Origin of the sequence: Paenibacillus xylanilyticus (genome assembly GCF_009664365.1) — a bacterium.
GTDB lineage: Bacteria > Bacillota > Bacilli > Paenibacillales > Paenibacillaceae > Paenibacillus > Paenibacillus xylanilyticus_A.
Genome location: NZ_CP044310.1, coordinates 320,718 through 346,311 on the forward strand (window position 1 = coordinate 320,718; position 25,594 = coordinate 346,311).

General features: G+C 47.6%; 21 protein-coding genes, 17 tRNA genes and 3 rRNA genes. 34 read left to right on the top strand and 7 right to left on the bottom strand.

Features of this window, described 5'->3' with window-relative positions; translation table 11 throughout:
• Window positions 1–150 precede the first annotated feature (150 nt).
• Both F4V51_RS01500 and F4V51_RS01505 read left to right on the top strand, forming a co-directional pair.
• Window positions 151–1,371, top strand: a complete 1,221-nt coding sequence (locus F4V51_RS01500; protein WP_153976574.1) for an MFS transporter — start codon at window positions 151–153, stop codon at window positions 1,369–1,371.
• 100 nt (window positions 1,372–1,471) lie between these two features.
• The gene (locus F4V51_RS01505) at window positions 1,472–2,005 is read left to right on the top strand and encodes an MOSC domain-containing protein (protein WP_153976575.1); all 534 of its coding nucleotides are present in this window, start codon (window positions 1,472–1,474) and stop codon (window positions 2,003–2,005) included.
• On the opposite strand, the gene F4V51_RS01510 is transcribed toward F4V51_RS01505, so the two are convergent.
• Window positions 1,989–2,828 carry a helix-turn-helix transcriptional regulator gene (locus F4V51_RS01510; RefSeq protein WP_153976576.1) on the bottom strand — a complete coding sequence of 280 codons (840 nt, stop codon included), beginning with the start codon at window positions 2,826–2,828 and terminating at the stop codon, window positions 1,989–1,991. The genes F4V51_RS01505 and F4V51_RS01510 overlap by 17 nt on opposite strands.
• Window positions 2,829–2,904: 76 nt before the next feature.
• A complete protein-coding gene (locus tag F4V51_RS01515; protein WP_153976577.1) occupies window positions 2,905–3,642 on the bottom strand; it encodes a WecB/TagA/CpsF family glycosyltransferase in 738 nt (245 codons plus the stop codon).
• A 266-nt stretch (window positions 3,643–3,908) separates the two neighbouring features.
• On the opposite strand from F4V51_RS01515, the gene F4V51_RS01520 reads away from it, so the two are divergent.
• Window positions 3,909–4,358, top strand: a complete 450-nt coding sequence (locus F4V51_RS01520) for an SRPBCC family protein (RefSeq protein WP_127541311.1) — start codon at window positions 3,909–3,911, stop codon at window positions 4,356–4,358.
• Window positions 4,359–4,462: 104 nt separating this feature from the next.
• Here F4V51_RS01520 and pyk read toward each other — a convergent pair whose 3' ends face one another.
• Entirely contained in the window at window positions 4,463–5,878 is a 1,416-nt protein-coding gene (pyk, locus tag F4V51_RS01525) for a pyruvate kinase (protein ID WP_095362342.1), read from the bottom strand.
• A gap of 111 nt (window positions 5,879–5,989) precedes the next feature.
• Between pyk and F4V51_RS01530 the strand changes: the two genes are divergently transcribed.
• Window positions 5,990–6,769 carry a helix-turn-helix transcriptional regulator gene (locus F4V51_RS01530; protein WP_153976578.1) on the top strand — a complete coding sequence of 260 codons (780 nt, stop codon included), beginning with the start codon at window positions 5,990–5,992 and terminating at the stop codon, window positions 6,767–6,769.
• 128 nt (window positions 6,770–6,897) lie between these two features.
• On the opposite strand, the gene F4V51_RS01535 is transcribed toward F4V51_RS01530, so the two are convergent.
• The gene (locus tag F4V51_RS01535; protein WP_153976579.1) at window positions 6,898–7,569 is read right to left on the bottom strand and encodes a phosphatase PAP2 family protein; all 672 of its coding nucleotides are present in this window, start codon (window positions 7,567–7,569) and stop codon (window positions 6,898–6,900) included.
• A 295-nt stretch (window positions 7,570–7,864) separates the two neighbouring features.
• Here F4V51_RS01535 and F4V51_RS01540 point away from each other — a divergent pair, with 295 nt between their 5' ends.
• From F4V51_RS01540 to F4V51_RS01555, 4 genes are all read left to right on the top strand, one after another.
• Entirely contained in the window at window positions 7,865–8,653 is a 789-nt protein-coding gene (locus tag F4V51_RS01540; protein ID WP_153976580.1) for a CPBP family intramembrane glutamic endopeptidase, read from the top strand.
• A 148-nt stretch (window positions 8,654–8,801) separates the two neighbouring features.
• Window positions 8,802–9,038, top strand: a complete 237-nt coding sequence (locus F4V51_RS01545) for a DUF6953 family protein (protein WP_095293548.1) — start codon at window positions 8,802–8,804, stop codon at window positions 9,036–9,038.
• 393 nt (window positions 9,039–9,431) lie between these two features.
• Entirely contained in the window at window positions 9,432–9,632 is a 201-nt protein-coding gene (locus F4V51_RS01550; protein WP_024633772.1) for a cold-shock protein, read from the top strand.
• A 187-nt stretch (window positions 9,633–9,819) separates the two neighbouring features.
• On the top strand, window positions 9,820–10,047 hold the full coding sequence (locus tag F4V51_RS01555) for a cold-shock protein (RefSeq protein WP_095293549.1): 228 nt from the start codon (window positions 9,820–9,822) through the stop codon (window positions 10,045–10,047).
• A gap of 216 nt (window positions 10,048–10,263) precedes the next feature.
• Here the strand turns inward: F4V51_RS01555 and F4V51_RS01560 are convergent, their stop codons facing one another.
• Window positions 10,264–10,608: a hypothetical protein gene (locus F4V51_RS01560; RefSeq protein WP_153976581.1), complete on the bottom strand. Its 345-nt coding sequence runs from the start codon at window positions 10,606–10,608 to the stop codon at window positions 10,264–10,266.
• Between the two features lie 165 nt (window positions 10,609–10,773).
• Here F4V51_RS01560 and F4V51_RS01565 point away from each other — a divergent pair, with 165 nt between their 5' ends.
• Window positions 10,774–11,499 carry a class I SAM-dependent methyltransferase gene (locus F4V51_RS01565; protein WP_162009873.1) on the top strand — a complete coding sequence of 242 codons (726 nt, stop codon included), beginning with the start codon at window positions 10,774–10,776 and terminating at the stop codon, window positions 11,497–11,499.
• Window positions 11,500–11,612: 113 nt separating this feature from the next.
• Here the strand turns inward: F4V51_RS01565 and F4V51_RS01570 are convergent, their stop codons facing one another.
• Window positions 11,613–12,257, bottom strand: a complete 645-nt coding sequence (locus F4V51_RS01570; protein ID WP_153976583.1) for a GntR family transcriptional regulator — start codon at window positions 12,255–12,257, stop codon at window positions 11,613–11,615.
• Between the two features lie 325 nt (window positions 12,258–12,582).
• Here F4V51_RS01570 and F4V51_RS01575 point away from each other — a divergent pair, with 325 nt between their 5' ends.
• The 25 genes from F4V51_RS01575 to F4V51_RS01695 all read left to right on the top strand — a co-directional run bounded on the left by F4V51_RS01575 (window position 12,583) and on the right by F4V51_RS01695 (window position 24,460).
• Window positions 12,583–13,404 carry a transporter substrate-binding domain-containing protein gene (locus tag F4V51_RS01575; RefSeq protein ID WP_153976584.1) on the top strand — a complete coding sequence of 274 codons (822 nt, stop codon included), beginning with the start codon at window positions 12,583–12,585 and terminating at the stop codon, window positions 13,402–13,404.
• Window positions 13,405–13,428: 24 nt separating this feature from the next.
• Window positions 13,429–14,085: an amino acid ABC transporter permease gene (locus tag F4V51_RS01580; RefSeq protein ID WP_153976585.1), complete on the top strand. Its 657-nt coding sequence runs from the start codon at window positions 13,429–13,431 to the stop codon at window positions 14,083–14,085.
• 125 nt (window positions 14,086–14,210) lie between these two features.
• On the top strand, window positions 14,211–15,404 hold the full coding sequence (locus tag F4V51_RS01585) for an ornithine--oxo-acid transaminase (RefSeq protein WP_153976586.1): 1,194 nt from the start codon (window positions 14,211–14,213) through the stop codon (window positions 15,402–15,404).
• Window positions 15,405–15,490: 86 nt separating this feature from the next.
• Window positions 15,491–16,459 (top strand): arginase, encoded by a 969-nt coding sequence (gene rocF, locus F4V51_RS01590; RefSeq protein ID WP_323131798.1) that lies wholly within the window; start codon window positions 15,491–15,493, stop codon window positions 16,457–16,459.
• A gap of 555 nt (window positions 16,460–17,014) precedes the next feature.
• Window positions 17,015–18,566: ribosomal RNA gene (locus F4V51_RS01595) — 16S ribosomal RNA — on the top strand.
• 271 nt (window positions 18,567–18,837) lie between these two features.
• Window positions 18,838–21,762, top strand: a 23S ribosomal RNA gene (locus tag F4V51_RS01600).
• 75 nt (window positions 21,763–21,837) lie between these two features.
• Window positions 21,838–21,954: ribosomal RNA gene (rrf, locus tag F4V51_RS01605) — 5S ribosomal RNA — on the top strand.
• The 16S, 23S and 5S rRNA genes sit together here with 17 tRNA genes alongside, the layout of an rRNA operon.
• Before the next feature lie 57 nt (window positions 21,955–22,011).
• Window positions 22,012–22,088 (top strand) — tRNA-Ile (locus F4V51_RS01610).
• A gap of 88 nt (window positions 22,089–22,176) precedes the next feature.
• Window positions 22,177–22,252, top strand: a tRNA-Ala gene (locus F4V51_RS01615).
• 1 nt (window position 22,253) lies between these two features.
• A tRNA-Asn gene (locus tag F4V51_RS01620) sits at window positions 22,254–22,329 on the top strand.
• 3 nt (window positions 22,330–22,332) lie between these two features.
• Window positions 22,333–22,424: transfer RNA gene (locus tag F4V51_RS01625), tRNA-Ser, on the top strand.
• A gap of 16 nt (window positions 22,425–22,440) precedes the next feature.
• Window positions 22,441–22,512: transfer RNA gene (locus F4V51_RS01630), tRNA-Glu, on the top strand.
• A 7-nt stretch (window positions 22,513–22,519) separates the two neighbouring features.
• Window positions 22,520–22,595 (top strand) — tRNA-Val (locus F4V51_RS01635).
• 17 nt (window positions 22,596–22,612) lie between these two features.
• A tRNA-Met gene (locus F4V51_RS01640) sits at window positions 22,613–22,686 on the top strand.
• Window positions 22,687–22,713: 27 nt separating this feature from the next.
• Window positions 22,714–22,791 (top strand) — tRNA-Asp (locus F4V51_RS01645).
• A gap of 28 nt (window positions 22,792–22,819) precedes the next feature.
• Window positions 22,820–22,895, top strand: a tRNA-Thr gene (locus F4V51_RS01650).
• Window positions 22,896–22,981: 86 nt separating this feature from the next.
• Window positions 22,982–23,057 (top strand) — tRNA-His (locus tag F4V51_RS01655).
• 9 nt (window positions 23,058–23,066) lie between these two features.
• Window positions 23,067–23,141 (top strand) — tRNA-Gln (locus F4V51_RS01660).
• Window positions 23,142–23,150: 9 nt separating this feature from the next.
• A tRNA-Lys gene (locus F4V51_RS01665) sits at window positions 23,151–23,226 on the top strand.
• 10 nt (window positions 23,227–23,236) lie between these two features.
• A tRNA-Leu gene (locus F4V51_RS01670) sits at window positions 23,237–23,324 on the top strand.
• Between the two features lie 8 nt (window positions 23,325–23,332).
• Window positions 23,333–23,407: transfer RNA gene (locus tag F4V51_RS01675), tRNA-Gly, on the top strand.
• A gap of 9 nt (window positions 23,408–23,416) precedes the next feature.
• Window positions 23,417–23,493 (top strand) — tRNA-Arg (locus F4V51_RS01680).
• Between the two features lie 16 nt (window positions 23,494–23,509).
• Window positions 23,510–23,583 (top strand) — tRNA-Pro (locus F4V51_RS01685).
• Between the two features lie 13 nt (window positions 23,584–23,596).
• A tRNA-Gly gene (locus tag F4V51_RS01690) sits at window positions 23,597–23,667 on the top strand.
• Between the two features lie 148 nt (window positions 23,668–23,815).
• A complete protein-coding gene (locus tag F4V51_RS01695; RefSeq protein WP_167301676.1) occupies window positions 23,816–24,460 on the top strand; it encodes a short chain dehydrogenase in 645 nt (214 codons plus the stop codon).
• A gap of 206 nt (window positions 24,461–24,666) precedes the next feature.
• Here F4V51_RS01695 and F4V51_RS01700 read toward each other — a convergent pair whose 3' ends face one another.
• Complete coding sequence (locus tag F4V51_RS01700; protein WP_153976588.1) at window positions 24,667–25,524, bottom strand: hypothetical protein; 858 nt, start codon at window positions 25,522–25,524, stop codon at window positions 24,667–24,669.
• Window positions 25,525–25,594 lie beyond the last annotated feature (70 nt).

Sequence of the window (25,594 nt, forward strand, 5' to 3'; positions counted from 1 at the left end):
TTTACACAAATAAATTGAGTGAAATAAATACGCATAGAACGATTGAGAAAACAAATTATTGATTATTTACAAACAATAAATTATATTATCTATAAATAAACAAACAATAATTTAATTAGTTGTTTAAAAAAGTCCAAAGGAGGAGTTAGAGTGTTTCGTAATCCATATGTACGGACCATAGTCATTTCCCGATTACTTCTGCAATTGGGGATCTGGGTACGCAATTTTGCCATACTCTTGTATGTGACTGATCTGACCAACAATGATCCGCAGGCTGTATCATGGATCTCTGTGGCCGAGTATGCACCCATCTTTATTTTTGCAATAATCGGAGGAACCTTCGCTGATCGCTGGAGGCCCAAACGTACCATGGTGTGGTGTGATCTGCTTTCCTCACTTTCTGCGGTAGTTGTGTTGGTTGCCTTAATGTTTGGTCCCTGGTATTCAGTGTTGTTGGGTACCTTGGTTTCAGCCGTTTTCTCACAATTTTCACAGCCCTCTGCAATGAAGCTGTTCAAGCAGCATGTACCAGGTGAGGGGTTGCAGGGAGTCATGGCCATGTTTCAAACGATGGTTGCTGTCTTTATGGTGGTTGGTCCCATGATCGGAACGGTCATCTATCAGAACTACGGGATCGAAGTATCTCTTGTTCTTACAGCTGTGATGTTTCTGCTATCCGGGCTGGTTCTCTCGCGGTTACCTAAAGATGAAGGGGGTACTGTGGCTACAGGCATTCGGGGCTCCTTCCATCAAGAGCTGGCTGAGGGATTTCGATATGTGTATGCCAATGTTGCTCTTCGGGCACTGGTTATGACTTTTGCAGTAGCCGGGCTGGCTGCAGGGTTGATACAACCGTTGATGTTGTTTGTTGTCATTGATAATCTGGGGCAGGACAAAACTTTTTTACAGTGGCTGCTCATGGTTAATGGTGCAGCCATGCTGGTGGGGGGCACAATCATCATGAGTGCAGCCAAAAAACTTCAGCCTCAAGTGCTGCTCGCTTCAGGTTTGCTGTTCAGTGCGCTCGGAACCATCATGATGGGCTGGTCCACCAACATTCTGCTGACCATGATTGCTCAGGTGATTAACGGTTTCTTTTATCCTTGGATTCATGTAGGCATTCAGACGATGATTATGCGCAATACGGACACGACCTTTATTGGCCGAGTGGGAGGGGCAGTTACTCCGGTGTTTATGGGCATGATGGTCATTAGCATGTCGTCAGCAGGTTATCTAATGAATCAATTGAACCTAACGACAGTAGTTACCGTGAGTGGTGTACTCTTTTTGGCAGGTGCGTTCATTTTGTTGCTGATGTTACCTAAGGGGAAGGAAGTTAGCGGATCTCACGTGATGAAGAGCTCGGAGTAAGATCATTTGCAGGTTCAACAAATGCCGATTGCTGAAGTCTGCCTGTTGGGTAATAATATATTCGAAGAGATGAATTACTCATGGAAAAGGGGAGATTGGCATGGGAACCGTTCAATTCGTGCTGCTTGCGGACGATCCATCGACGTTTGTTACGCGGACAGTACCGCTAATCGATATTGAGCTTGCTGGAATACCGGGAGACCGTCATTATGGTCTGCTGCGTCCGGCGGACTCCAGACAGAAGATATATAAGCGGGGCACGATGATTGCCAATCGTCGGCAGATTAGTATTGTGTCGGAGGAGGAATGTGCACTCATCGCAGAGAAAATGAACATTCCCGAAATTCGTCCGGAGTGGCTTGGTGCCAATATGCTGGTTCGTGGCATTGACGGCTTAACGGAGCTGCCTGCTGGAACTCGGCTTCTGTTTCCTGACGGGACAGGTTTGATATGTGAAGGGGAGAATCTTCCTTGTGTTCATCCAGGGAAAGTGATTGAGCAAGTCTATGAACAGGATGGGTTGCGCAAAAAATTCGTGCCTGCCGCCCGCAAAAAACGTGGTATTGTCTGCTCGGTTGAACGGGAAGGTGCAATCCGTACTGGTGATACGATTGAAGTTATACGCCTGTCCTGATATTTGGGGGCAGGTTTTTGCGTGAATGAATGTATTCTTCGGGTGTACTCCCGATAATGGATTTAAAATCCTTGATAAAATGAGGCTGATCATGGTATCCAAGCTCCTGAGATAGCTTAACCAGATCGCAGTGAAGACCGCGGTCGATCAGTTCGGCTGCATTTTGCAGTCGGTAGAGCTTGATTACCGTTTTGGGGCCGATTCCTACATACTGATTGAACAGGCGCTGGAGTTTTCTTGTATGAATGTTCCAGAAAGACGACAGATCATCCACTCTCAACAGTTCCCGGTTCAGTTCAATCTGCTGCACGATATCGTGCACCAGCCTCGCTTGGGTATCCTCAGCTGGAAGGTGTGCACATAAAAGCTGATCCATATAACTGATTTTATCGGCATTAAGTCCATCTGTGAGCAGTTGTTCTTCCAATGATGCTGCGCTGACGTCTAGCACACGGGAAACTTCCAACGGTTGTTCACACAATGATGAGATAGAGAGGCGAACAAAGGGATAGAATCCACCCGGTCGAAACTTTACGCCAAACACCTGCCCCTTTCCGCGAATGAGATAGGAGAATTTGCGTCCGGAAGGACCGAAGAAAAACGTGTTGCCCCGCTCTACAACCAGATTAACACAGGGATTGGGCACCACATGCTGTGGATAGGATTCAAGACCTGTAAGATCCCACGATACCATCCAGTAATGTTTAACAAAAGGACTGAGCGCTTCTGCAGGAGCATGCCGTGTCAGCTCATATCTTTTGTTGCCTTCGTCCAGTTGAAGCAGGCCCATGCTGGGTCTGCTGATATGGGTTGAGGATTCCATCTTGTTCATCTCCTCTGTATGTAAAATGTGGCTATCCCTGTGTTCGCAGGTACAAAAAAACATGGGTGTTGTCCAGTCACTTCTGCTCTCGGAACAGCAGTGCTCGAACAGCAAAACGTGGCAATATAAGCTGTCTTCGCCATCTTGAGGGCTGGCTGAGCAGCCGGTACAACCATTCCAGATTTAGCTTTTGCCACATGGCCGGGGCACGTTTGGTTTTGCCTGCGACGATATCAAGGCTTCCTCCGACGCCAATGGCTACACGAGCATTCAGCAGATGACGGTGCTTGTCGAGCCAGTGCTCTGCATTCGGTGCTCCGAGTGCGACAATAAGAAAGTCCGGTTGTGCATGGCGAATTTCCTCCACAATGTGTTCTTCCTCATCCGTTGAGAAAAAACCATGGTGCCTGCCGCTAACGATTACACCCGGATAATTCTCCTCGATGACTTCCACTGCCCGTTGACTAACCTTCTCTTCTGCTCCAAGCATATAGAAGGACCACTGTTTTCGGTTTCCCTCTTCCAATAAGCGGAATAACAGATCACAGCCGGTTACCCGCTCAGTCAATTGACCGCCTCGGAAGCGTGAGACCATCACAATGCCTGCCCCATCAGCGGTCACCAGTCCGGCTTGATCCACGATCGCCCGGAGTGTTTGGTTCTTTTGACACGACATGACGATTTCCGGGTTTCCCGTAATGACATGAAAGAGTTCAGTGCTACGCTGATCTACAACATCACCTAGAATGGTGACCGTCTGCTCCATGGTAAGGTTGGGAAAAGGAATACCCATAATATTCGTAGTTTGGCTCATGCTTTGCTTCCTTTCTGATGTCGCCCACCAATGAATAGGGCAAACTCATGGTACCACTGCTGTTATTTCATTCCATTTTAGTATATCTGATCTTCTGGGAAAGAACTATATGGTTCAGTTATCCGTTATGGAACAAGGTGGTTCTTTATAATCCTACTCTTATTTTTCTTGTTGTCGTGTTTTTACAATACGAGGTTAGGGGTATAACGATAGGATAGGAGTGCGAGTTGGTAGATCGCATATCCATTGCATAGGGGAGTGAGTTCATGGAATTAAAATATGAATTTTATATCAATGCCGGGCTGGAAGACGTGTGGAATGCCCTGATTTCACCTGACGGCACACGAAGCAGTTTCTTTGGCAGTGAACTTCGTTCCAATTTTCAACCAGGCCAGCCGTTTGCTTATGTAGGACCAGGCAATGATGGTGCTGAAACCGTCCATGTGTATGGTGACATTTTAGAGTTCGAACCTTTATCCAGACTTAGTTATCGGGAACATCCCGGACCCTCGTATCATGCGAATCATACGGATCTTGAATCCAGAGTGGTCTTTCAGCTTGAGACCGTAGGCGAATGTACCAAACTGACCTTGATTAATGATCAATTTACGGAGAATCATCCTTCCTATGCAAACGCACAGAGCAGCTGGTGGATGATTTTAAGCAGTATCAAAACCTGGGCAGAAACGGGAAAAACGTTGGACTTCGGCTGGTAAAAAAAATAGATCTGAGTCGTCAAATAGAAAAATCCACCGAAGGGCAGTATGAGCCTTCGGTGGATTTTATTTATCTAGATTTTAACAGTATCGATTGAATTGAATTATACTTGTTGAACCTTAATCAGGTTGGTATTACCGGATTGACCGATAGGTACGCCTGCGGACAACACGATAATGTCGCCTTTTTCGATATAACCCGTTTTGATTGCGTTACGTGTAGCAGATTCGAACATTTCATCTGTTGTCGTTACTTTGTCGCCCATAACCGGAATAACGCCGGAGAGCAAGCAAATTTTAGCAAGTACTTCTTCATGCTGAGTAACGGCGATAATTGGTGCTTTCGGACGGTACTTGGAGATCATGCGTGCCGTGAAGCCACTTTCTGTAGAAGTGATGATCGCTTTGGCATTCAGTACAAGAGAGGAACTTACAGCTCCCTGACTGATAACTTCCGTAATGTCGGCTACTTGTGCAGCTGATTTTTGACCGAATTGCTCTTTGTAATCAATCATCGTTTCAGCACGACGTGCAACAGCAGCCATTGTGCGAACAGATTGAACAGGATATTTACCTGCAGCTGATTCACCGGACAGCATGACTACGTCAGCACCTTGAAGAACGGCGTTCGCTACGTCGCTGACTTCGGAACGGGTTGGACGTGGGTTAACTTGCATGGATTCCAGCATGTGCGTAGCAACGATAACCGGTTTTCCTGCACGGTTACATTTGTCGATCATTTCTTTTTGCATCATCGGTACGTCTTCAATCGGTACTTCAACCCCGAGGTCGCCACGAGCTACCATGATACCATCAGAAGCTTCAATAATATCGTTAAGGTTGGTCATACCTTCCTGATTTTCAATTTTGGAGATGATCTGCACGTGCTCTGCACCGCGTTCTTTCAGGATGCTGCGAATTTCACGAATGTCATCGCCTTTGCGAACAAAGGAAGCGGCAATGATTTCGATATCGTTTTCGATCCCGAATCCGATGTGCATAACGTCACGCTCGGTTACACCCGGCAGAGTCGTTTTGATTCCTGGCAAGTTTACACCTTTACGTGGTTTAAGAATGCCGCCGCTGATAATTTTGCAATGAATATCCGAACCTTCTACAGAGAGTACAGTCAGGTCTACCAGACCATCGTCAATCAGGATGCGATCGCCAGGCTTCACAACGAGATTCAATTCAGGATAGTTTACGGAGATGCGCTCTGCGTCACCCAGGATCTCTTCCGTTGTCAGAATCAGCTCTTTGCCTGCTTGCAAGTGGCAGGATGCCTCTTTCAGTTTGCCGATCCGAACTTCCGGTCCTTTGATGTCCATCATAATAGGTATATATTTGTTTAGTTCGGAAGCTGCTTGGCGGATGTTGTTTATCCGGGTAACGTGGTCTTCCAGCTCACCGTGAGCCATATTCAGACGGGCCACCGTCATGCCTTCCTGAATCATTACTTTCAATGTTTCGATCGAGTCACAAGCAGGTCCCATAGTACAAATAATCTTTGTTTTCAACATGCTGATTTCCTCCTCATATTTTGCTTATGTGTGTATTGTAGCGTTTTCTGTCGAATCAGGGTATGAACTATAGTACAATGATTGGAGTATAGTCCAGTAATGAGGTGAGTTATGGTCACTCCGTTAGAAGTAAGGCATATTAATGGCGTCGGTTGGTACGAAGAAGCAGTGCAAACCGAAGGAACCTGGCGGCTCAGCTTGGTTACATATGGAAAATGTGTATATTGGGTGAACGGTGAGAAACTGATTATGGAGAAGGGGGAATTGTTGTTGATTCCCGGTGATGTCTCCTATTATGGCAAAAGCATTCCTACGGTAACGCACACTCAAATTGTTGTCCATTTGCAAGGAGATCACGCCGATGGATTGCCTGCATTGGAACGGGAAGAAGCGTTACGGCATAGACCCGGATGTTACGAGCTGATTCATGAACGCATGAAGGCGATTCACCAGCAGTGGCAGGAACGTCCTTCTTATTATGTCATGATGAGTCAGGCGTTATTGATGGAAGTGTTGATTTATGTGAATCGGGAACTGGACCGGGGAGTGATTCCACCAGAGAAACATATGCACGCAGAGCGGATGAAACGATACATCGAGCGCCATTACCGGGAAAAGTTAACGAAGGATGATCTCGGAGAAGCGATTGGCAAGACACCCAATTATGCAGCAGCGTTGTTCAAAAGCATGACAAATCAAACGATCAGCCAGTATGTACATGACCAGCGGATGAAACGTGCGTTATATCTCCTTACCGAATCACAGTTGTCCATTCAGGAGATTGCGGAATTTCTTGGTTATCGGGACTTGTCGTACTTTTACCGCATTTTCAAGCGCATAACCGGAACCCAGCCTTCCGACTGGCTCCATGAGCGTCCTCCTGTGATTTGAGACGGGACTTTAACCCTGGAGATAGGTCGGTTTTTGGTTTCTTCTATATATAGATGTGCAAAAAAAGAGGGCCGCTGGCCCTCTTTTGATTTCATACAGCATATATCCTTGCTGCTTGTAAGGAGTGATTAAGCATTGCTGCTTGTATTGGTGGCACCTACACGCTGCTTTGTTTTTTTGCGGGCAAGGCTGCTGCGGGCCAAGACTGCCCGGACGGCCCAATACGCTGCTTCCGCAAACAGAATTCCGCCTGCAACATCCAGCAGGGAGTGCTGTTTTACAAACACCGTTGAAGCAATGATCAGCCAGAGCCACACTGACCAGGAGATTCGGGTAAGTGGCCGGAAATTCAAATGCCGATTAATGATTATAAACAGCAGATAACTTGTGAGGCAGTGAACGCTTGGAAAACAGTTGAATGGAGCATCATTGGCATAGATGAACTGAACTAATGTACTGCTCAGATCCGTTCCGCCGACCATTGGCCGCGGGACATGCGTTGGAAAGACTGCAAAACAGATGTTGGCTGCGATGACCCCGACATTATAGGTCAGTAGTGTACGCCAGAATAACGATTTATTCGTGAGGCCCAGATAGATAAAGCCAAGGTACAGAATAGGCATCCAACTGATGTATGGGTAGATAAATTCTTTGATAAATGGAATTTGTGTATCAATCCAAGCGTAATTGTAGAAGACATCGTCACCCGGATTACTGCCTAGAAAAACATATATAGTGCCTTGAAGTGGTATGCAGAGTATAGCCAGCAGATGCCCCCAGCGCAGAAATAGTTCTTTCATATGGACCCCCTGATTTGTTATGCATCATGCACGTTCGTTTTCTCTCTATATAAGACGCTGCAGAGTAGGGTTAACCCTGCAGCCAATAATCTTTCGTACTACTATGATGACAGTTTTGAACACAAGCCATACCTGATTTTAGGGGAAAAGAGGGTAGAGAAAGTCTCTATTTTGTTACTTTTATATATTTATCCAAAAAAGGATATTCGAATGCTTCCTGATATGATACAACTAAATTGTCATATCAAGTTCGCATGACAACGACAAATATTAATGAGATGAGGCTGATTTACCCATGGCAACCCCGCAAACCGGAAAAAAACCATCGTTCTCTGAACGCAGACCGGTACTGGCTGTGCTCATCATTGAACTGCTGCTCTTGCTCGCTGTATTTGCAGCAGGGGCTGTGGCGACAGTGAAGCAGATGGATTACACGTCCCCAGTGCTTATGTCCTTTACGCCAATGGCTGTTGTGCTCATCATTTATCTGACCCTGCGGCGCAGGTGGAGCGAGACGGGATTTCGTCCGCTAAGAACCATCCCGGTTCAGCACGCAAAGTATTATATTCCGCTACTCCTTGTACTGGGTACAATCGCCCTGAAGGGTTTTGCGGAGCTGACTTTAGCGAAAGTGACCTTTTTTATCTTTTTTACGCTGCTCGTCGCCTTTGTGGAAGAAACCGTATACCGCGGACTTATATTCAAAACATTACTTCGCAAGAGTGCCGTGGCTGCGGTAGTGACCTCAAGCATTTTATTTTCCATTACACATATGTTGAATGCACTCTCAGGTCAAAGTATGGCGGATACGATGCTGCAGCTGATCTATGCATTACTGCTCGGAGCTGTACTGGCGCTGCTAATGCTGAAAAACGGGAACATCATTCCCTTGATTCTGTTTCACTTCATACATAATTTGATCCAGTTCCTAAGTGATGACCTCCAGGATACGGATACTCTTCCTTATGATCTTTTCTTGTTAATCGTTCTTGCGGTTCATTGTGTATGGTTGATCTACAGTGCTCGAAAAGAAAAAAGGATCTCTGCCGATGCGGGACCTGCTGGACATGACTTTACACATTAGATCGTTCATAAGGCAACTTGGTAACCACCGCATTTAGCACTTGTGGTGTACTCGTGTTATACTTCAGTCTGGCGGTGGGGGTGACATGGGATCCGGTTTCCTGTGTCAGCCCCTTTCGCACATTGGAATAGACATCAGGTGATTAAGGATGGAAAAAACAGCACAGGAAGTTGCCGAATGGATGGTTCAGGAGATTAAGTTTACCGGAACATTGAAGCAGGAAGCTGCAATTGAATACGTGAAGACTCATTTTGGTGATGAATTTGTTTTTGTTAATGAGAACGGGAATGCTTCTTTATCCAAAGAAGTAAAAAAAGCATTTCGAAAGCTCCATGGCGGGCAGATTGCCTGGGATCGGGATGCCTTTATGTGGGCTTGGACGTAGGTTGATTTCGATGTATAGGATGAGTGAATCTAATTGAAATGGATATGCGTGCCAAAATATTTTATAAAAAATGTATAAGTTGGTTCAGATCTGCATATCCTTTCATAAGACCGCACAGCAGCGGATGTGATTTTGAACAAGACTTGTCCACTGCGGAATGAATAACATGTATTTCCAAAGCTGTTTGAAAAGAAAATACAAAGATTTGCTTTTTGGCAGAATTAGAGTTATAATAAGAACAAGTTGTAGAGAGAGTGGAAAACCTAATTCACATATTGTAAAGGGCGATCACTTATAGGTTATGACTGGTACCTTTTTCAATGTGTGAATTTTTATTTGCTTGCTGCAAAGAACAAAGGAACATGTTAATCTTTATTTGGAGGTGTAATTCACATGCAAAACGGAACAGTAAAATGGTTCAACGCTGATAAAGGCTTCGGTTTCATCGAAGTTGAAGGCGGAGAAGATGTATTCGTACACTTCAGCGCTATTACAGGCGAAGGCTTCAAAACGCTGGACGAAGGTCAACGCGTGCAATTTAAAATTGTACAAGGAAACCGTGGTCCTCAAGCAGAAGAAGTTGTAAAACTGTAATTAAAGCATAGCTGCCTTTAACATGTTATAATGGTAAAGGCAGCTTCTTTTTTTTGAGCAGATAGATGTAAGTCGGCCCAATAAGTTGTCGAGGCAGTAGCCCAGCGGGGTCAAGACTTCCGCTAAGTATAGGGTTCTGTGAAATAACGTCGGTTAGATGTTTTTCCATAACAAGGGGGTAGAAGTCATGTATAATCGCAAAAAGCCATTGGAAGAAATTCCACAAGCGGATGCGGCAATCTGGGAGTGTACGAGTGATACGTGCAAAGGATGGATGCGGGACAATTTTGCGTTTGATAGCGTGCCTACTTGTCCGATATGTGCTTCTGAGATGGTTAGCACGACTAGGATGCTGCCATTGCTTGAAAATTCGAACAGTAACATGAAGACGATGTCTAAAGGAAATCGGATTTAACATAGCTTACCCGCCTCTAACGAGGTGTTTTTTTTTAACTTAGACCTGACATCTTGTGCAAAGGTACGGGTAATGAAATATGAAATTCCCGGCATTCGTTTTGGCGAATGCCTTTTTTTTATTTGTTTTGAAATATTGAAATAGAACAAACACCCCTCATGTCAGTACCATCACGAGGGGTGCTTCAATTTTAATACGGCTGGTGAGTGTAATTGTTTAGATGAAGAGGAATGGAAGCAGAAATAACGTGGTTACCAGCGCAAGATCATATCCTGCCCCGTATCCGTAACCTCCACCGTATCCATAGCCATAAGGGCCATAAGCGGAAGATTTTACTCTTTTTGCAGTAACTGCGTTGGTTTTTCCTTTTCTACGGAGCTGCTGTTTGGATTTTACAGAGCACAAGCGTGGGCCTTCGAAACTTCCGCTGACATAAATTTTTCCATCCCGGCAGCCTCCAAGTGTACCGTATATGTGCTTGCCATCTTTCATAATCATACATACCGGGCGTCCAACGTGCGGAGACACCGTCTCTTCACATACCGGATGAATTCTGTGCATGCATATCCCCCTCAGATTTTGCGGTTTGCCGCTTGGAATCAACGGTTTGTATATCATAGTAAAAAAAGAGTGAATTGGTATGGACGAGTACCCGGAAAATGTATAGGGATGTGCCGCTTTTGCCATTGCTCCATACACTGGAGGGAGGGAAGGGGGCTGGAAACATTGGATTATCATGATTTACTGGCTAAACTCGGTGAAGGAAGTGCGCATCCTGGCGGATTCACGGCGACAGTGCAATTGATCGATTCCTTGTCTCTTCCTGAACGGGGGCGAGTATTGGAAGTAGGATGTGGTACAGGGAGGACGGCATGTTATCTCGCGCGAAATGGGTATCGGGTGACGGCGATTGATCTCCACCGTCAGATGCTGGAGAAAGCGGTCAGAAGAGCAAGACGTGAACGGCTCGATATTCGTTTTATTCAGGCGGATGTCACTGCGTTACCTTTTCCGGATCATCAATTTGATGTGGTGTTTGTGGAGTCGGTAACGATATTTACTCGCTGGCGCGCTGCACTCTCCGAATATAAACGGGTTTTGAAACCAGGAGGGCGCTTGATTGACAGAGAGATGGTTTTGTGCGGACGGAAAACTGAGCTGATGAGCCGCAGGTTGAAGCGTTTTTATGGAGTGAAGACACTGGCCAGCATGGCAGTATGGAAGAAGCGACTCAAACAGTGCGGATTTACCAGCGTGTTGGTTCGTGAGCACTCTCGCTCCATGGGGAAATGGGTAGTGGATCATGATCCGCACCGGGAACTGGACATGGCTCTGTTTGAGGACGAACAGTTCCGGCGCATGAGTGAAACCAATGACCAATTGCTGGCGAGATACGGTAAAAGGTTGGGTTATGCCGTTTTTGATGCAAAGGTCCCGCCTGACGAGAGATGAATGCTGATGAAGGTGAACTTAAGCGTAAGTTATTGGTGTGAGAAAAGGAAAAGGCAACTCACAGGGTGAGTTGCCTTTTTGTACTGCAGGTTGAATGCCGGCCAGGGAAGCCGTTACAGCATATCGTTGTCGATAATTCGCCAGTGATGTTTGAGGAGGGACTCCAATTGCGGTTTGTCGTTGGTACGGAAGGCGTTAAGAATCTGGCGATGTTCCTCGTTAACCTGCTGAAGAACTCCGGATAACTTCGATTTGTTGTCACTTACATAGGACTGGCGAATGAAGCTGTTTTTCAATGTATCCAACATTTCAATAACGGTTGAATTGCCACATTGCTGGATGTACAAGTTGTGAAATTGATATTGGTCTTTACTATAGGCGGTAAGATCGAGCTGAGCAATGTCTTCATCCATTCTTGCGATAAGTGCTTCCATCTCTAGTAGGTCGGATGATCTCAAATGATCTGCTGCGAGTGTGGCGGCGAGAGCTTCCAGTACCCCGATGGCCTGGGAGAATTCAAGCTTTTTGCCAGAATCAAAAGGAGCAACAATAAAACCCCGGCGCGGAATATACTGCAGCAGATTGTCTGATGCAAGCTGAAACAGCGCCTCTCTTGTCGGAGTGCGACTGATGTCCAGCTTTTTGCATATCTCTGCTTCGTTGATCTTCTGATTGGGGAGCAGTGTTCCGTCCTGAATTTTCTGGGCGATATAGTCGTAAACGTGATCTTTCAAGGAACGGTATCTAGGTACTTCCATACCGAATTCCCCCTTCTGTATATAGTAATGATAGGATGTGTGAGCTGGGCCCAAGTGTGGTGCACCGTTCAGGTGTTATAAGTTTTTATCATCTTAACACCGAGGGGGAAGTTGGGCAAGCTAACTTAAATGTCCATTTAATGTTATGTAAGTGTTAGATATGTTGCTCACTATGGGATATAAGTCCATAAATGGATGAAAGTTATTGCTGAAAATGCAAATGTTTGTTAGTATATCTTACATAAAGTTCCTTATATAGTACAATGTATATTGTATACAGATTTAGAAGTGTATCATTCCAAAAAAAAGAATAGGGGTATGCTCTGTGAAAAGAATTCTTTTACCGGTGTTGTTGTCATTGATAGTTGTAATCATGTCGGCTTGTGGGCAGGAACAGACGGCAGGTAATCCTTCGGCTCCGGCTTCAACCGGTGAAGGTGACGCAACAGAGAAGGAAGTCATTGTCCTTGGTACCAGTGCAGATTACGCACCCTATGAGTTTCATAAGAGCATCGATGGCAAAGACACCATAGTCGGTTTCGATATCGAGATTGCCAAAGCCATTGCGGCGGATATGGGGGCCGAGTTGAAGATTGAAGACATGGATTTTGACGGTCTCCTCATGGCGCTGGACACTGATAAGGTGGATTTTGTGATCTCGGGCTTAACCCCAACCGAAGAGCGGAAGAAGAACGTGGATTTTACGGATATCTATTACTATGCAGAACAGGCTGTGCTTGTCCGGGAGGGTGAGGGTGGTGCGTTAGGTTCACTGGATGATCTGTCAGGCAAGCAGGTCGGTGTGCAGAAAAGCTCCATTCAAGAAGGGATTGCTCAAGGGATAGACGGTGCCAAGCTCACATCCCTAGCGAAAATACCTGAGTTAATTCTGGAATTGCAGACTGGCCGTGTGGATGCGCTCATTTTGGAGAAGCCGGTAGCGGAACAATATGTGAAAAATCAGCAGGGACTTGCCTTGTCGGACGTAAAGATTGAACAAGCTGAAGATGAAGCTGGATCGGCAATTGCCGTCAAAAAAGGAAATCAGGAGCTGGTGGAACAAATTAACGCTACACTCCAAAAGCTCAAAAGTAACGGTGACATCGAACGTTTCGTCATTGAAGCCAATGAGTTGGTTGGGGACTAAGCCTGGCGAGTGAGGGATAATGCCGTGAATTTAGATTTTTCGTTTTTATCGGATCATTGGCAGGATTACGCAAGAAGTGCCTGGGTGACGTTGGAATTGTCTTTCTTTGGCGTTCTGCTGGGCACCATCCTTGGGATTTTGGTTGCACTACTGCGTATATCACGTGTGTGGCCAATAAAATTTTTGGCATCAGCCTATATTGAACTCATTCGGGGCACACCGATGCTGGTGCAAATTCTTATCATTCACTATGGTCTGACGGTGATCGGCATCAACTTGCCGGCATTTATGTCTGGGGTTGTGGCACTAACCATCAATAGTTCTGCATATATGGCGGAAGTGTTTCGGGCAGGAATCCAGGCGATTGACAAAGGACAGACGGAAGCTGCTCGTTCACTTGGTTTAACCCATGGCATGACGCTTCGCTACATTATACTGCCTCAGGCGTTCCGCAACATGCTGCCGGCAATCGGTAATGAATTCATTATCATTATTAAAGATTCTTCCCTTGTCTCCATGATTGGGATTGCCGAAATTATCTATACGGCAAGGGCTGTTCAAGGTGTTACCTTTCAACCACTCGCACCGCTCCTCGTGGCTGCTGCACTCTATTTTGTGATCACATTTACGCTGGCTAATCTGCTTGCCTGGGTAGAACGGAGGCTCTCTGCTTCCCGTTAATTGAGGTTTACCCGCGGTACCAGGGCTATGGTGGAATTGGTGGTGAAGGGGTCGTAAATGGAGAAGGTGGAGCATACATTGATATTGTATTTTGTATACAGATCGGCAGGAGGTGCTGAGGAGTAATGTCAGACTCTCAAAAATGGTTGGAATGGTCGGAACAATATGCTGCGCCTAACTATCATCCGCTCCCGATTGTCATTGAAACAGCCGAGGGGGTTTGGGTTCAAGACCCTGAAGGTCATCGATACATGGATATGCTAAGTGCATATTCGGCGTTGAATCATGGACATAGGCATCCTGTGATTATTCAGGCACTGAAGGAACAGGCTGACCGGGTTACGCTGACTTCGCGGGCGTTTCACAGCAGTGCAGCCTCCCTTTTTTATCAGAAACTCTCGCAATTTACGGGCAAAACGAAGATTCTTGCAATGAATACGGGTGCTGAAGCAGTGGAAACGGCAGTTAAAGCTGTGCGGAGATGGGCTTATCGTCGTAAAGGTGTCCCGGAAAATCAAGCTGAAATTATCGTCTGCTCCGGTAACTTCCACGGAAGAACGTTGACAGTCACGTCTTTCTCATCCTCAGCGGCGTACCAAAAGGACTTCGGTCCATTCACGCCCGGATTTCGCATTATTCCTTATGGAGACATCGATGCATTGAGGCAAGCGATTACTCCCAATACTGCAGCGTTTCTGGTAGAACCGATTCAGGGTGAGGCAGGTATAATCATCCCGCCGGACGGATATCTTGCGCAAGCTTTTGAACTATGTAAGAAAATGCAGGTGTTGACGGTGGCGGATGAGATCCAGACGGGTTTTGGACGAACGGGACGGCGTTTTGCTTCTGACTGGGAGGGGGCATTGCCTGATCTCTGGATCATGGGTAAAGCGCTTGGTGGAGGTATTTTGCCGATCTCAGCTGTGGCAGCGGATGCAGAGATCCTTGATTTGTTCGAGCCTGGCTCTCATGGTTCCACCTTCGGTGGTAATCCGCTTGCTTGTGCGGTGGCTGTTGCGGCGCTGGAGGTATTGGAAGATGAACAACTGGCGGAGCGATCGGAGCGTTTAGGGAACTATTTTATGAAACATCTCAAGGGGATTAGGAGTGCAGCGGTAAAAGAGGTACGAGGAAAAGGGTTGTTCATAGGTGTTGAACTTCATGTGCCTGCCCGCCCATATTGCGAGCAACTTATGACAGCAGGATTGCTGTGTAAGGAAACGCACGAGACTACGATTCGTTTTGCACCCCCTCTTACCATAACGAAAGATGAGATCAATTGGGCAGTAGAAAGAATTAAACAGGTCTTAAAGGATTAAGGGATGGGAGCCTGGATAAGCGGATATTGATCGGTTCTAATTATAAATCATTGCTTTAGAAATAAGCCGCGAAGGAGCTGATCTGTATGGGGAATCATAATACGGAAACTGCAGGCAAGCTGGAAGCTGCTATTGAAATGGGGTCGAGTTTTAAGGAGCAGCGCCAGGTGGCTGTTATTAAAGTTCCTTTTGGCCTCGGGGGTGCACGCGGGGGTGCGGAGTTAGGTCCGGATGAGCTGATTACAGCTGGGCTAAAGCGGGAGATTGCGAGACTCGGATTAGTTTTGACGGAGGAAGTGCGTGTGGATTGTCCGTTGGTAGCTGATGCACCAATTGAGCGTAACCGTGCTAAGTATTTGCGTGAAGTTCGCCTGGTGAGTGAGCGGGTGTGCGCCGAAGTGTCCCGTGTGGTAGCAGGGGGTGTGTTCCCGCTTGTTCTCGGAGGAGACCACAGCGTGGCAATTGGTACTATGGCGGGGTTAACTTCTCATTATTCCAACTTGGGTGTAATCTGGTTCGATGCACATGCTGACCTAAATACCGAAGAGTGCAGTTTGTCTGGTAACATGCATGGGATGAGTCTGGCTGCAGCACTGGGACATTCGGCATTTAATTTATCCCATATCCCTGGGGTTGGTCCATTTATTAATCCTTCCAATCTGGTGTACGTCGGGTTGCGGGATATTGATGAGTATGAGAAAGAACAGATTAAAGCACATGGAATCAAAAGCTTCACCATGCATGATATAGACCGAATGGGAATCCAGTGGGTTGTCGAACAAGCGGTGGCTGTGGCAGGAAAGGGGAGTGACGGGATTCATCTTAGCTTCGATATGGATTGCCTTGATCCGCGTGAAGCACCAGGGGTGGGTACACCAGTCCCGGGAGGGTTGAACTACCGTGAAGCGCATTTTGCACTGGAGTTACTAGCTTCCACGAATCGTATTACCTCTATGGAACTTGTGGAGGTCAATCCATTATTCGATCATAATAGACACACTGCGAGGCTGGGGGTTGAACTCATTGCGTCGCTGCTGGGTAAACGCATATTGTAATGAGTTTCAATGGAGTGGAATTATTGCATGGTCCTAAGAAGTTTCTTATATAGAAGGAAAGAGTTTTATGAAAAGCCGGAACCGAGTCTCGAACGTGCCTTCCTTGAAGGAGGGAGAGAGGCTTGTCTGGCTTTTTGTTATTCTCCTATAAACTTGATTGAGTATGCCAAAATATGATCTTATATATAGAAGGTAAGAAGAGTAGAAGACAGGGTTAGAAGGGTATGAGTAAGGTTTTTAACTTTTTTGAAAAAAGTACTTGCATAATAAAACTGTACATGGTATATTCTAATTCCGGCCAAGAAAACACAAGAAACACGGTGCGGTAAGCCAACTGAAAAGCTTCGAAAGAAACTTGAAAAAAAAGTGCTTGCTAAATTGGTTCGGATGTGATAAGATATAAAAGTTGCTGAAGAGAACAACACTCGGATGCAAACAACGTTTGATCTTTGAAAACTGAACAACGAGTGAGTAAATGATCTTGCTTGCAAGATCAACAAATGAGATTTTTAATCTCGTCAGATTCAAAATGAGCTAATCGCTCTTTTCAATACTTTATTGGAGAGTTTGATCCTGGCTCAGGACGAACGCTGGCGGCATGCCTAATACATGCAAGTCGAGCGGACTTGAAGAGAAGCTTGCTTCTCTGATGGTTAGCGGCGGACGGGTGAGTAACACGTAGGCAACCTGCCCTCAAGCTTGGGACAACTACCGGAAACGGTAGCTAATACCGAATACTTGCTTTCTTCGCCTGAAGGAAGCTGGAAAGACGGAGCAATCTGTCACTTGAGGATGGGCCTGCGGCGCATTAGCTAGTTGGTGAGGTAACGGCTCACCAAGGCGACGATGCGTAGCCGACCTGAGAGGGTGATCGGCCACACTGGGACTGAGACACGGCCCAGACTCCTACGGGAGGCAGCAGTAGGGAATCTTCCGCAATGGGCGAAAGCCTGACGGAGCAATGCCGCGTGAGTGATGAAGGTTTTCGGATCGTAAAGCTCTGTTGCCAGGGAAGAACGTCCTTAAGAGTAACTGCTTAAGGAGTGACGGTACCTGAGAAGAAAGCCCCGGCTAACTACGTGCCAGCAGCCGCGGTAATACGTAGGGGGCAAGCGTTGTCCGGAATTATTGGGCGTAAAGCGCGCGCAGGCGGTCATTTAAGTCTGGTGTTTAATCCCGGGGCTCAACCCCGGATCGCACTGGAAACTGGATGACTTGAGTGCAGAAGAGGAGAGTGGAATTCCACGTGTAGCGGTGAAATGCGTAGAGATGTGGAGGAACACCAGTGGCGAAGGCGACTCTCTGGGCTGTAACTGACGCTGAGGCGCGAAAGCGTGGGGAGCAAACAGGATTAGATACCCTGGTAGTCCACGCCGTAAACGATGAATGCTAGGTGTTAGGGGTTTCGATACCCTTGGTGCCGAAGTTAACACATTAAGCATTCCGCCTGGGGAGTACGGTCGCAAGACTGAAACTCAAAGGAATTGACGGGGACCCGCACAAGCAGTGGAGTATGTGGTTTAATTCGAAGCAACGCGAAGAACCTTACCAGGTCTTGACATCTGAATGACCGGTGCAGAGATGTGCCTTTCCTTCGGGACATTCAAGACAGGTGGTGCATGGTTGTCGTCAGCTCGTGTCGTGAGATGTTGGGTTAAGTCCCGCAACGAGCGCAACCCTTGATCTTAGTTGCCAGCACTTCGGGTGGGCACTCTAAGGTGACTGCCGGTGACAAACCGGAGGAAGGTGGGGATGACGTCAAATCATCATGCCCCTTATGACCTGGGCTACACACGTACTACAATGGCCGGTACAACGGGCTGTGAAGCCGCGAGGTGGAACGAATCCTAAAAAGCCGGTCTCAGTTCGGATTGCAGGCTGCAACTCGCCTGCATGAAGTCGGAATTGCTAGTAATCGCGGATCAGCATGCCGCGGTGAATACGTTCCCGGGTCTTGTACACACCGCCCGTCACACCACGAGAGTTTATAACACCCGAAGTCGGTGGGGTAACCGCAAGGAGCCAGCCGCCGAAGGTGGGATAGATGATTGGGGTGAAGTCGTAACAAGGTAGCCGTATCGGAAGGTGCGGCTGGATCACCTCCTTTCTATGGAGAATCGTCTTCTGCAACGAAGACATTCAAAAAGTCTTCAGGAAGCATGCTTCCGAAGCGAGCTTTACTTCGTAAAGCTTTTAACTCACTCGTTGCTCAGTTTTGAGAGCTCAAACTCTCAAACAGCTTGCTTTTGCATGGAGCTTGTTCTTTGAAAACTAGATATCGAAACGAAAATTGCGAATTAGAATATTCCTTTTAGCTGAACTTGTGTTAAACAAGTTTCAAATATTAGTGATAACTGCATTGCTCATCATGAGCAGTTGGTTAAGCTACTAAGAGCACACGGAGGATGCCTAGGCGCTAGGAGCCGATGAAGGACGTGGCGAACAACGATACTGCCTCGGGGAGCTGTAAGCAAGCTTTGATCCGGGGATGTCCGAATGGGGAAACCCAGCTGGGGTAATATCCAGTTACTGACAACTGAATACATAGGTTGTGTAGAGGCATACCAGGGGAACTGAAACATCTAAGTACCTTGAGGAAGAGAAAACAATAGTGATTCCGTCAGTAGCGGCGAGCGAACGCGGAACAGCCCAAACCAGAGAGCTTGCTCTCTGGGGTTGTGGGACGTCTCACATGGAGTTACAAAGGAACCGGTTAAACGAAGAGGTCTGGAAAGGCCCGCCAAAGAAGGTAAAAGCCCTGTAATTGAAAGTTGGTTCCCTCCGAGACGGATCCCGAGTAGTGCGGGGCACGTGAAACCCCGTATGAATCCGGCAGGACCATCTGCCAAGGCTAAATACTTCCTAGCGACCGATAGTGAAGCAGTACCGTGAGGGAAAGGTGAAAAGCACCCCGGAAGGGGAGTGAAATAGAACCTGAAACCGTGTGCTTACAAGAAGTCAGAGCCCATTTTAGGGGTGATGGCGTGCCTTTTGTAGAATGAACCGGCGAGTTACGTTCCCGTGCAAGGTTAAGGTGAAGAGCCGGAGCCGCAGCGAAAGCGAGTCTGAATAGGGCGATGTAGTACGTGGACGTAGACCCGAAACCGGGTGATCTACCCCTGTCCAGGGTGAAGGTGCGGTAACACGCACTGGAGGCCCGAACCCACGCACGTTGAAAAGTGCGGGGATGAGGTGGGGGTAGCGGAGAAATTCCAATCGAACTCGGAGATAGCTGGTTCTCCCCGAAATAGCTTTAGGGCTAGCCTCGGAAAACAGAGTCGTGGAGGTAGAGCACTGATTGGGTGCGGGGCCCGCAAGGGTTACCAAGCTCAGTCAAACTCCGAATGCCATAGACTTACTTCCGGGAGTCAGACAGTGAGTGCTAAGATCCATTGTCAAAAGGGAAACAGCCCAGACCATCAGCTAAGGTCCCCAAGTGTGTGTTAAGTGGGAAAGGATGTGGAGTTGCACAGACAACCAGGATGTTGGCTTAGAAGCAGCCACCATTGAAAGAGTGCGTAATAGCTCACTGGTCGAGTGACTCTGCGCCGAAAATGTAACGGGGCTAAACACACCACCGAAGCTATGGCTTGATCTTATGATCAGGGGTAGGGGAGCGTTGTATAAGGGTTGAAGGTGTACCGTAAGGAGCGCTGGACATTATACAAGTGAGAATGCCGGTATGAGTAACGAAAAGATCAGTGAGAATCTGATCCGCCGAAAGCCTAAGGGTTCCTGAGGAAGGCTCGTCCGCTCAGGGTAAGTCGGGACCTAAGGCGAGGCCGAAAGGCGTAGTCGAAGGACAACAGGTCGAAATTCCTGTACCACCGTAAATCGTTACGAGCGATGGGGGGACGCAGTAGGGTAGTGACGCAGACTGATGGATGTCTGTCCAAGCAGTGAGGCTGATGTGTAGGCAAATCCGCACATCGTAAGGCTGAGCTGTGATGGGGAGTGAAAATTACAGTAGCGAAGGTCATGATCTCACACTGCCAAGAAAAGCCTCTAGCCAGATGAAGGTGCCCGTACCGCAAACCGACACAGGTAGGCGAGAAGAGAATTCTAAGGCGCGCGGAAGAACTCTCGTTAAGGAACTCGGCAAAATGACCCCGTAACTTCGGGAGAAGGGGTGCCCCGGTAGTGTGAATAGCACGAGGGGGCCGCAGTGAAAAGGCCCAAGCGACTGTTTAGCAAAAACACAGGTCTGTGCGAAGCCGTAAGGCGAAGTATACGGGCTGACGCCTGCCCGGTGCTGGAAGGTTAAGGGGAGCGGTTAGGAGCAATCCGAAGCTGTGAACCGAAGCCCCAGTAAACGGCGGCCGTAACTATAACGGTCCTAAGGTAGCGAAATTCCTTGTCAGGTAAATTCTGACCCGCACGAATGGCGTAACGACTTGGGCGCTGTCTCAACGAGAGATCCGGTGAAATTTTAATACCTGTGAAGATGCAGGTTACCCGCGACAAGACGGAAAGACCCCATGGAGCTTTACTGCAGCTTGATATTGAATTTGGGTACGATCTGTACAGGATAGGTGGGAGCCTTTGAAGCATGAGCGCCAGCTTGTGTGGAGGCACCGTTGGGATACCACCCTGATCGTATCTAGGTTCTAACCTGGTGCCCTTAGCGGGTACGGGGACAGTGTCAGGTGGGCAGTTTGACTGGGGCGGTCGCCTCCTAAAGAGTAACGGAGGCGCCCAAAGGTTCCCTCAGAATGGTTGGAAATCATTCGAAGAGTGCAAAGGCATAAGGGAGCTTGACTGCGAGACCTACAAGTCGAGCAGGGACGAAAGTCGGGCTTAGTGATCCGGTGGTACCGCATGGAAGGGCCATCGCTCAACGGATAAAAGCTACCCTGGGGATAACAGGCTTATCTCCCCCAAGAGTCCACATCGACGGGGAGGTTTGGCACCTCGATGTCGGCTCATCGCATCCTGGGGCTGAAGTAGGTCCCAAGGGTTGGGCTGTTCGCCCATTAAAGCGGTACGCGAGCTGGGTTCAGAACGTCGTGAGACAGTTCGGTCCCTATCTGTCGTGGGCGTAGGAAATTTGAGAGGAGCTGTCCTTAGTACGAGAGGACCGGGATGGACGTACCGCTGGTGTACCAGTTGTTCCGCCAGGAGCACCGCTGGGTAGCTATGTACGGACGGGATAAGCGCTGAAAGCATCTAAGCGTGAAGCCCCCCTCAAGATGAGATTTCCCAGTATGTAAGACCCCTTGAAGACGACGAGGTAGATAGGCTGGGGGTGGAAGTGCAGTAATGCATGGAGCTGACCAGTACTAATCGGTCGAGGGCTTATCCAAATCGCAGGTTCTAGTCGCAAGTTTCGTTTCGGATCTAGTTTTCAGAGAATGATCTCTGAGTGTATAGTAGCATCGTTTGGTGGCGATGGCGGAGGGGTTCCACACGTACCCATCCCGAACACGACCGTTAAGCCCTCTAGCGCCGATGGTACTTGGACCGAAGGGTCCTGGGAGAGTAGGACGCTGCCAAGCGATTCCCTTTGGGGTATTTTTTTTGCCCCCCTCGTAAAGGAAAAGGGATTTATATACGGGCCCTTAGCTCAGTTGGTTAGAGCGCACCTCTGATAAGGGTGAGGTCGGTGGTTCGAGTCCACCAGGGCCCACCATACAAGTTTTATGAAATTCACGGGGTCCCCGGAAAGTAATCGGAATAAACCTCGAAGCTATACTTCACTTTGTGAGGTAAACAAACATGGGGCCATAGCTCAGCTGGGAGAGCGCCTGCCTTGCAAGCAGGAGGTCAGCGGTTCGATCCCGCTTGGCTCCACCATTCCCTGATAGCTCAGTTGGTAGAGCACTCGACTGTTAATCGAGTTGTCACAGGTTCGAGTCCTGTTCGGGGAGCCATATGGAGAGGTGTCCGAGTTGGCCGAAGGAGCACGATTGGAAATCGTGTAGGCGCCACAAGCGTCTCGAGGGTTCGAATCCCTCTCTCTCCGCCAGAAGATTTTTTAGTAAGGCCCGTTGGTCAAGGGGTTAAGACACCTCCCTTTCACGGAGGTAACAGGGGTTCGAATCCCCTACGGGTCATAGATATGGAGGCTTAGCTCAGCTGGGAGAGCATCTGCCTTACAAGCAGAGGGTCGGGGGTTCGAGCCCCTCAGCCTCCACCATATAACTTTTATAACGACGCGGGGTGGAGCAGCCCGGTAGCTCGTCGGGCTCATAACCCGAAGGCCGCAGGTTCAAATCCTGCCCCCGCAATTATACTTTCCTAACAGAAAGTGATCTGGAACCGTGGTGTAGTTGGCCTAACATGCCTGCCTGTCACGCAGGAGATCGCGGGTTCGAATCCCGTCGGTTCCGCCATTTTAATAAATTCCACACTTTACACCGTGCCGGTGTAGCTCAACTGGTAGAGCAACTGACTTGTAATCAGTAGGTTGGGGGTTCAAGTCCTCTCGCCGGCACCATTTAATACCTTCACATCTTAATCTATAATAGAATGTATATTATAGACAAGGATGGGAATACTGAGATACTCTCAGGTTGAATTATGGCGATCGTGGCGAAGTGGTTAACGCACCGGTTTGTGGATCCGGCATTCGGGGGTTCAATTCCCCTCGATCGCCCCATGATTTTATTGGGGATTAGCCAAGCGGTAAGGCAACGGACTTTGACTCCGTCATGCATAGGTTCAAATCCTATATCCCCAGCCATTTTATTAAGAGTCATTAGCTCAGTTGGTAGAGCACCTGACTTTTAATCAGGGTGTCGAAGGTTCGAGCCCTTCATGACTCACCATTTATATTTTGCGGTCGTGGCGGAATTGGCAGACGCGCACGGTTCAGGTCCGTGTGGGCTAACCCCCCGTGGAGGTTCGAGTCCTCTCGACCGCACCATATATTCTGCGGACGTGGCTCAGCGGTAGAGCATCGCCTTGCCAAGGCGAGGGTCGCGGGTTCGATTCCCGTCGTCCGCTCCAATAATATATGCGCCCTTAGCTCAGCTGGATAGAGCGTTTGACTACGAATCAAAAGGCCGGGAGTTCGAATCTCTCAGGGCGCGCCATTATTTCCATTAATATCGGGATGTAGCTCAGCTTGGTAGAGCACCTGGTTTGGGACCAGGGGGTCGCATGTTCAAATCGTGTCATCCCGATTTTTATGATTATGCGGGTGTAGTTCAATGGTAGAACTTTAGCCTTCCAAGCTAATAGCGTGGGTTCGATTCCCATCACCCGCTTACAGTAAGCCTCTTGCCTTGTGCAGGAGGTTTTTTTTATTTTTGTATTTATAATCTCATATGTACCTCATCTTATATGAACAGCTCAGAGTATAGTAACTTGCTCTTGCCGAATGATTTTGTTTAAATAGGTAGATAGAGGCATATTATGGGTGAAAATGGTTCGGACTTAAAGAGGAGGAATCGTGTGAAAAGAGCTCTTGTTATTGGAGGACATGGAACGTTAGGAAAGGCGATTGTTGCCAAGTTGAATGAACTGTCTGTAGAAGTGGTTACAGCAGGCAGAAGCTCAGGTGATTATCAGGTCGATATGACCTCAACAGATAGCATTAAGGCTCTTTTTGAAGCTGTGCAAAACATTGATTATGTCATTGTCGCGGCTGGGCAGACACATTATGCCAGACTGGAAGAGCTGACCCCGGAGAACAACATGATCAGTGTACAGAGCAAATTGCTGGGTCAGATCAATATCGTGTTGATTGGTCAACACTATGTCAATGACAGTGGGAGTTTCACGCTGGTTAGTGGTATTATCAAGGATCATCCTATTGCACAAGGTGCTTCAAGTGCTATGGCCAACGGGGCAATCGATGCTTTTGCCAAAGCGGCAGCCTACGAATTGCCAAGAGGTATTCGTCTGAATTCGGTCAGCCCTAATTTGTTTGAAGAGTCGGCTGAGAAATATAGAGACTTTTTCATTGGTTTTAACCCGGTACCTGTGGAACGAGTGGCTAATACGTTTATTCAAAGTGCGCTGGGCATCGAAACGGCACAAACCTTTAAAGTATACTAAATATTCAGAGTAGGCTGATCAATTCATCGTTGAATCGTCAGAAAGTTTAATGCAGGCAGCATCTAGTTGATCTCCATAAAACTAAGCTTGCTAAAATAGGATGATATTACTTAGGATACACCCAAAGTAAAAATAACAAAGGACATTAACAGGATAAACCTGCTAATGTCCTTTTGATTATATCTATGCTTTGCAATTCCAGGCGATTAGTATCTTTCCAAAATCGTTTGAGTCTTCAGGCCATCGGCAGGTATAAGCCAGTTGTTGCTTTCCAACACTTGCAGCAGCTCGGTATGCAGGCCGGATACAGCTGCAGCATCTTCGGTTTTGAAAGAAACCTCTACAAGATTCTCGAAACCTGTCCCATCTGCGTTGCGAATAGGCCATACCTCAAACGACAGCTCTTGTCCATTCCATGTACCTGCATAGCGTTGGAACGTTACAGGGCCGTGAGCACGGGATTGTGAGAGCGTTTGTTTACCCCAGTTGGAAGAGGACCAGTTTTTCAGTTTGCCTGGCAGCTTGTCCAGGAGCATATCGAGCGCATCCTTCTCGGAAGGAAGCTGCACGCCTGTAGCTTTGGTATCCACCTTTTTGGTATTGGAGAAGCTCAGCGTTTGTTTGCCATAACCCCAATCGATCTCAGCCTCATAGTTATCATCTGATGCATCAAATCCCTCTTGATTAGCCAAGGTCAGTGCAGCGTTAATGTCACCGTTAATTACGGGATAGCGCTTTTTGTAGGTCAATTCATAGTTGTTTTTGTCATCCTTCTTCCGGAAACGGACATCCCATCCCGCTTGGTTCAGATTCAGAGCATTGGTGTCAAAGTACTCAGCGCTGATGTTTCTCGGTGTAGAATCCAGGGACAACGTCTGAATAACTTCACTGCGAGGCGTTCCATCAGAGTTCAATACCAGCTCCGGTTTAGCCAGAAACTTCACTTCGTAGGCAGGTACGGCATTGGCCGCCGCTGAAGCCTGAGGTGCCTGGAATGCCAGACTGCTCCCCAATGTGACGATACTCAGCATCAATGAGGTTGTTACCTTTTTCCACTTTTTCAAAACCAATCACTCCCTAGGCTGGATTAATGTACAGACCCACTTTAGCGCCCGAGTATATGAAAGTGATTAA

What these genes read in the sequence shown, in the direction of transcription:
- F4V51_RS01555 (WP_095293549.1), top strand. Translation starts at nt 9,820, where the DNA reads ATGTATAATCGCAAAAAGCCATTGGAAGAAATTCCACAAGCGGATGCG.
- F4V51_RS01530 (WP_153976578.1), top strand. Translation starts at nt 5,990, where the DNA reads ATGGTCACTCCGTTAGAAGTAAGGCATATTAATGGCGTCGGTTGGTAC.
- F4V51_RS01560 (WP_153976581.1), bottom strand. Translation starts at nt 10,608, where the DNA reads ATGCACAGAATTCATCCGGTATGTGAAGAGACGGTGTCTCCGCACGTT.
- F4V51_RS01545 (WP_095293548.1), top strand. Translation starts at nt 8,802, where the DNA reads ATGGAAAAAACAGCACAGGAAGTTGCCGAATGGATGGTTCAGGAGATT.
- F4V51_RS01515 (WP_153976577.1), bottom strand. Translation starts at nt 3,642, where the DNA reads ATGAGCCAAACTACGAATATTATGGGTATTCCTTTTCCCAACCTTACC.
- pyk (WP_095362342.1), bottom strand. Translation starts at nt 5,878, where the DNA reads ATGTTGAAAACAAAGATTATTTGTACTATGGGACCTGCTTGTGACTCG.
- F4V51_RS01570 (WP_153976583.1), bottom strand. Translation starts at nt 12,257, where the DNA reads ATGGAAGTACCTAGATACCGTTCCTTGAAAGATCACGTTTACGACTAT.
- F4V51_RS01585 (WP_153976586.1), top strand. Translation starts at nt 14,211, where the DNA reads ATGTCAGACTCTCAAAAATGGTTGGAATGGTCGGAACAATATGCTGCG.
- F4V51_RS01535 (WP_153976579.1), bottom strand. Translation starts at nt 7,569, where the DNA reads ATGAAAGAACTATTTCTGCGCTGGGGGCATCTGCTGGCTATACTCTGC.
- F4V51_RS01550 (WP_024633772.1), top strand. Translation starts at nt 9,432, where the DNA reads ATGCAAAACGGAACAGTAAAATGGTTCAACGCTGATAAAGGCTTCGGT.
- rocF (WP_323131798.1), top strand. Translation starts at nt 15,491, where the DNA reads ATGGGGAATCATAATACGGAAACTGCAGGCAAGCTGGAAGCTGCTATT.
- F4V51_RS01510 (WP_153976576.1), bottom strand. Translation starts at nt 2,828, where the DNA reads ATGGAATCCTCAACCCATATCAGCAGACCCAGCATGGGCCTGCTTCAA.
- F4V51_RS01540 (WP_153976580.1), top strand. Translation starts at nt 7,865, where the DNA reads ATGGCAACCCCGCAAACCGGAAAAAAACCATCGTTCTCTGAACGCAGA.
- F4V51_RS01520 (WP_127541311.1), top strand. Translation starts at nt 3,909, where the DNA reads ATGGAATTAAAATATGAATTTTATATCAATGCCGGGCTGGAAGACGTG.
- F4V51_RS01505 (WP_153976575.1), top strand. Translation starts at nt 1,472, where the DNA reads ATGGGAACCGTTCAATTCGTGCTGCTTGCGGACGATCCATCGACGTTT.
- F4V51_RS01695 (WP_167301676.1), top strand. Translation starts at nt 23,816, where the DNA reads ATGGGTGAAAATGGTTCGGACTTAAAGAGGAGGAATCGTGTGAAAAGA.